The organism is Nitrobacter sp. 62-13, from assembly GCF_001896955.1.
In the GTDB taxonomy this organism is placed as follows: domain Bacteria; phylum Pseudomonadota; class Alphaproteobacteria; order Rhizobiales; family Xanthobacteraceae; genus Nitrobacter.
The window spans coordinates 45,401-50,891 of sequence record NZ_MKRN01000003.1; the positions used below are offsets into that span (position 1 = coordinate 45,401).

Below are 5,491 nucleotides of genomic sequence, written 5' to 3' on the forward strand. Positions count from 1 at the left end.
TGCCAAAACCCGCCCGTGGCTTCCGTGGCCTCCTGACATCTTTCCAATCGGATCCACCGCCAATTTTCCGTCGCCTCTTGAGAACAAATATGGAACATTATATATTGGACCGGTGGATAACCGGCGAATTGACCGTCTCGGCAAGATGACGGGAGTGTAGGGTCGCAACCATTGCCGCGAAGGCGGGGCCGGCATTGCACCGGCGGCCTCCATTCGAATTGGCAAATCGGGACGAGATTGGAGAACGGCGATGGCGGGTAGCGTGAACAAGGTCATTCTGATCGGCAACCTCGGCGCCGATCCCGAAATCAAGCGGACCCAGGACGGCCGGCCGATCGCCAATTTGCGAATCGCCACCTCTGAAAGCTGGCGCGACAGGACCAGCGGCGAGCGCAAGGAGAAAACCGAGTGGCATCGGGTCGTGATCTTCAACGAGGGTCTCTGCAAGATCGCTGAGCAATACCTGAAAAAAGGTGCCAAGGTTTACATCGAGGGCCAGTTGCAGACCCGCAAATGGACCGATCAGAACGGCGTCGAAAAATACTCCACCGAGGTCGTGCTGCAGAATTTCAACTCGACGCTGACGATGCTCGATGGCCGCAACAGCGGCGGAGGTAATTTCGGATCGGATGATTCCGGAGGCGATTTCGGGTCGGGGAGTCCATCTGGCGGCCAGCGCCGCGCCGTTGCGGCTGGCGCCCGCCGCGGCGACATGGATGACGATATCCCGTTCTAGAACTCGCTTCTGATTGAATCAGAAGCGAGCTCCAGATTGTTGTTTTGACGCGGTTTTCTTCACGCGGTATCCATCCGCCGATCGAGCCCGAGGACATGCTTCGCTCGAAATCGCTACAGGGAGTGAATTCGGCATTCCGGGGGTGAGTTCGGACGGTCGCGACCCCGGCGAATCAAATTCATCCCACTGTAGTTATTTGTCGATTGTCCCTGAACTGGTGGCGATCCCGGCAGGATTCGAACCTGCAACCCGCGGAGTAGAAATCCGCTACTCTATCCAGTTGAGCTACGGGACCGTAAGGCCAGTCACATCACCGCAATATGAAAAATCAGGCCTCGCGCCAAGCCCCGATCCGAACCATTCTGATTGATCGGGCGACGAACCTGCGGAGGATGCCTGAAGCTGGCTGCAATTCTTCCGAGTATCCTTCGAGCGAAATTCTGAAGCCAAACCACACGAAAATCACAAGTTTGTCGATATCCTTTCGAGTCTGGATTTCGCTACGGATCTAGGCGAGGCAGACTTGGTCGAGACACCAGGCGGCACTCGTCCGCACAGGGAGCTTTTCATGACCGGTTTGGTTCGCGCCGTAATCCTCTGTGCAGCGCTGGCGATTGGGCTTGTTTCGGCGCAGGCGGCGGATAAGGCTTTCAAGCGCGACGATCTCGCAGACGCGGCGATCAAGCTTGAGGCCCAGATCAAGAGCGAAGCCGGGACCATCACCAAATCGGCTCCGACGCTGCGGACCGACGCTGACGCCGCCTTCAGGCGATCCGATTTTCGCAGCGGCCTTCAGATTCTCGGCCAGATCGCGACCGTCGCACCCGACGACAGCGGCAACTGGCTACGCCTGGCGCGGACGATTTTCCAGATCAAACCGACCACGAGTCAGGAGCAGACCTTCCTGCTGGAGCGGGCTTCCACCGCCGCCTATATCGCCTATCAGCGGGCGCATGATCCTGGCGCCGAGGCCGACGCGCTGGCCGTTCTCGGTCGCACTTTCTCGGAACGCAAGCTGTGGCGTCCGGCGCTCGACACGTTGCGGCTGTCGCTCGATCTGCGCGAGGTGGCTGACGTTCGCGAGCAGTACGAAAAGATGCGCGACGACCACGGCTTCCGGCTGCTTGATTACACCGTGGATTCGGACTCGGCCTCGCCGCGGATCTGCTTCCAGTTCTCGGAGGACCTTGCCAAGCGGACCGACTTTTCGCCGTTCGTGACGCTTGCCGGCGCCGACCGTCCGGCGCTGTCGTCGGAAGACAAGCAACTCTGCGTCGAGGGTCTCAAGCACGGCGAGCGTTACAACATCAATCTGCGCGCTGGCCTGCCGTCGACCGTCAAGGAAAGCCTGCCCAAATCCGCTGAATTCAACGTCTATGTGCGGGACCGCAAGCCGTTCGTCCGCTTCACCGGCCGCGCTTACGTGCTGCCGCGCACCGGGCAGCGGGGCATTCCGCTGGTCAGCGTGAACACGCAAGCCGTGTCGGTGCAGGTGTTCCGGATCGGCGACCGCAATCTCATCAACACCGTGATCGACAGCGACTTCCAGAAGACGCTCAGCGGCTATCAATTGTCGGACCTCGGCAACGAACGCGGGGTCAAGGTCTGGTCGGGCGAGGTCACGACGGCTTCCACGCTGAACGCCGATGTGACGACCGCGTTCCCCGTCGACGAGGCGCTCGGGAACCTGCAGCCCGGCGTCTATGTGATGACGGCCGCGCCCAAAGGACCGGGTTCGGCTGGCGACGACGAGTCCGGCTCGCTGGCGACCCAGTGGTTCATCGTCTCCGATCTGGGCCTGACTGCCTATTCCGGCAATGACGGCATCCACGTGTTCGTCAATTCGCTGGCGACGACCGATGCCGTGGGCAAGGCGGAAGTCCGTCTGATCGCTCGTAACAACGAGATTCTGGCGACCCGCAAGACCGACGAGTCCGGCCACGCGCTGTTCGAGCCGGGCCTCGCCCGAGGCGAGGGCGGACTGTCGCCGGCGTTGCTGACGGTGAGCGCCGACAAGGCCGACTATGCATTCCTCAGCCTGAAATCGAACGCGTTCGATCTGACCGACCGCGGCGTCTCGGGCCGAACGGTGCCCGAAGGCGCCGACGCTTTCGTTTACGCGGAGCGGGGAGTCTATCGCTCGGGGGAAACGGTCTTCCTCACGGCGCTGTTGCGCGACGGGCAGGGCAATGCCGTGACCGGCGGGCCGCTGACGCTCGTGGTCGAACGGCCCGACGGCGTCGAATTCCGCCGCGCCGTGCTGCCCGATCAGGGCGCCGGCGGACGCAGCCTGAGCCTGCCGCTCAATTCGGCGGTCCCCACCGGGACGTGGCGGGTTCGCGCCTTTACCGACCCGAAGGGGCGATCGGTGGGCGAAACCACTTTCATGGTCGAAGATTATGTGCCGGACAGGATCGAATTCGACTTAACATCCAAGGAGAAGCAGATCACTGCTGAAGCTCCGGTCGAACTTAAGGTCGACGGCCATTTCCTCTACGGCGCGCCGGCATCCGGCCTGCAGCTCGAAGGCGATATTCTGGTCTCTCCTGCCGAAAGCCGCGCGGGTTATGCAGGCTATCAGTTCGGCGTCGCCGACGACGAGGAGAGCGCCAGCAACGAGCGAACGCCGATCGAGAGCCTGCCCGAAGCCGATGCAAACGGGGTCGCGACGTTTCCGGTCAGCCTTGCCGCGCCGCCGTCATCGACCCGCCCGCAGGAAGCGCAGATTTTCATTCGCATGGCGGAAGCCGGCGGGCGCGCGGTCGAGCGGAAGATCGTGCTTCCGGTCGCGCCGGCCGCCGCCATGATCGGTGTGAAGCCGTTGTTTGCCGACAGGAACGTTGCCGAAGGCGACAAGGCCGGATTCGATGTCGCGTTCGTCGCCCCAGACGGCACCTCGCTCGCACGCAGCGGCCTGCGCTACGAACTGCTCAAGCTCGAGAGCCGCTATCAGTGGTACCGCCAGAATTCGTTCTGGGAGTACGAGCCGGTGAAGTCGACCAGACGCGTCGCGGACGGCGACCTCTCCATTGCCGCGAACAAGCCCGCGCGGATCGAATTTTCTCCCCAGCCCGGACGCTACCGGCTCGATGTCAAATCGGCCGATCCGAACGGTCCGCTGACCTCGGTTCAGTTCGATGTCGGCTGGTATTCCGACGGCAGCGCCGACACGCCCGATCTTTTGGAAACCTCGATCGACAAACCGGACTACCTGTCAGGCGATACCATGACCGTGTCGGTCAACGCCCGGACCGCCGGTAAACTCACGATCAACGTTCTCGGTGATCGGCTGCTGACCACCCAGACCACGGACGCCAAGGAAGGCACCTCGCAGGTCAAAATCCCGATCGGCAAGGATTGGGGCACCGGCGCCTATGTGGTGGTGACGCTGCGGCGTCCGCTTGACGTCGCCGCCCAGCGGATGCCGGGCCGCGCGATCGGCATCAAATGGTTCGGCATCGACAAGACGGCGCGTACGCTTTCGGTCAGCCTGTCGCCGCCGACCTTGGTGCGGCCGTCGACGACGCTGAAGCTACCTGTGAAGATCGGCGGTCTAAGCCCGGGTGAAGACGCGAAGATCGTCGTTGCCGCCGTCGATGTCGGCATTCTCAATCTCACCAACTACAAGCCTCCCGCGCCGGACGACTATTATCTCGGCCAGCGCCGCATGACCTCGGAAATCCGTGATCTCTATGGGCAACTGATCGATGGCATGCAGGGCACGCGCGGTCAGCTCAGGACCGGCGGCGATGCGGCGGGAGCCGAGTTGCAGGGCAGCCCGCCGACGCAGAAGCCGCTTGCGCTTTATTCCGGCATCGTGACGGTGACGGCGGACGGCACCGCCGAGATCAGCTTCGATATTCCGGAATTCGCCGGCACCGCGCGCGTGATGGCGGTCGCCTGGAGCGCCACCAAGCTCGGGCGCGCGACGGTTGACGTCACCGTGCGCGATCCGGTCGTGCTGACGGCGACCTTGCCGCGCTTCCTGCTGACCGGCGATCAGGGGACCATGAGCTTCGACCTCGACAACGTCGAGGGCGCGCCGGGCGACTACACCGTGAACGTAAAAACCTCCGGACCTGTCAAAATGGCCGGCAATCCCGCGACCACCATCAAGCTCGCGGCGAAACAGCGGGGCTCGATGGCGCTGGCGCTCAATGCTGGCGGGGCCGCCGGCACCGCGCAATTCGACGTCGACATCAAGGGACCGAACGGCCTGACGCTGGCGCGGCATTATGATCTCGACGTCAAGCCCGCGACCCAGATCCTGGCGCGCCGCTCGGTTCGCACGCTGTCGAAAGGCGAGAGCCTGACGCTGACCTCGGACATGTTCTCCGATCTCGTGGCGGGAACGGGCGGGGTGTCGATGTCCGTTGGCCTGTCGTCCGCACTGGACGCCGCAACCGTCCTCAAGGCTCTCGACCGCTATCCTTTCGGTTGCTCCGAGCAGATTACCAGCCGCGCAATGCCGCTGCTCTATGTCAACGATCTTGCGGCCGGCGCGCATCTCGCGATGGACACCGGCGTCGACGACCGGATCAAGACCTCGATCGACCGTCTGCTGGCTCGGCAAGGCTCGAACGGCTCGTTCGGCTTGTGGTCGTCCGGCGGTGACGATCCGTGGCTCGATGCCTATGTCACCGATTTCCTGACGCGCGCTCGCGAAAAGGGATTTACGGTTCCCGATCTCCTGTTCAAGAGCGCGCTCGATCGCATCCGCAACTCGGTCGTGAATGCAGCGGAGCCGGAGAAGGA

2 protein-coding genes and 1 tRNA gene are annotated in these 5,491 nt (G+C 62.9%); 2 read left to right on the top strand and 1 reads right to left on the bottom strand.

What is annotated here, in order from left to right; genetic code table 11:
* The first annotated feature begins 250 nt into the window (after positions 1-250).
* Positions 251-736 carry a single-stranded DNA-binding protein gene (locus tag BGN91_RS00480; RefSeq protein WP_292610003.1) on the top strand — a complete coding sequence of 162 codons (486 nt, stop codon included), beginning with the start codon at positions 251-253 and terminating at the stop codon, positions 734-736.
* Between the two features lie 218 nt (positions 737-954).
* Here the strand turns inward: BGN91_RS00480 and BGN91_RS00485 are convergent.
* A tRNA-Arg gene (locus BGN91_RS00485) sits at positions 955-1,031 on the bottom strand.
* Positions 1,032-1,304: 273 nt separating this feature from the next.
* Here BGN91_RS00485 and BGN91_RS00490 point away from each other — a divergent pair.
* A partial coding sequence (locus tag BGN91_RS00490; protein WP_292610004.1) for an alpha-2-macroglobulin occupies positions 1,305-5,491 on the top strand: 4,187 nt, incomplete at its 3' end.

What these genes read in the sequence shown, in the direction of transcription:
- BGN91_RS00480 (WP_292610003.1), top strand. Translation starts at nt 251, where the DNA reads ATGGCGGGTAGCGTGAACAAGGTCATTCTGATCGGCAACCTCGGCGCC.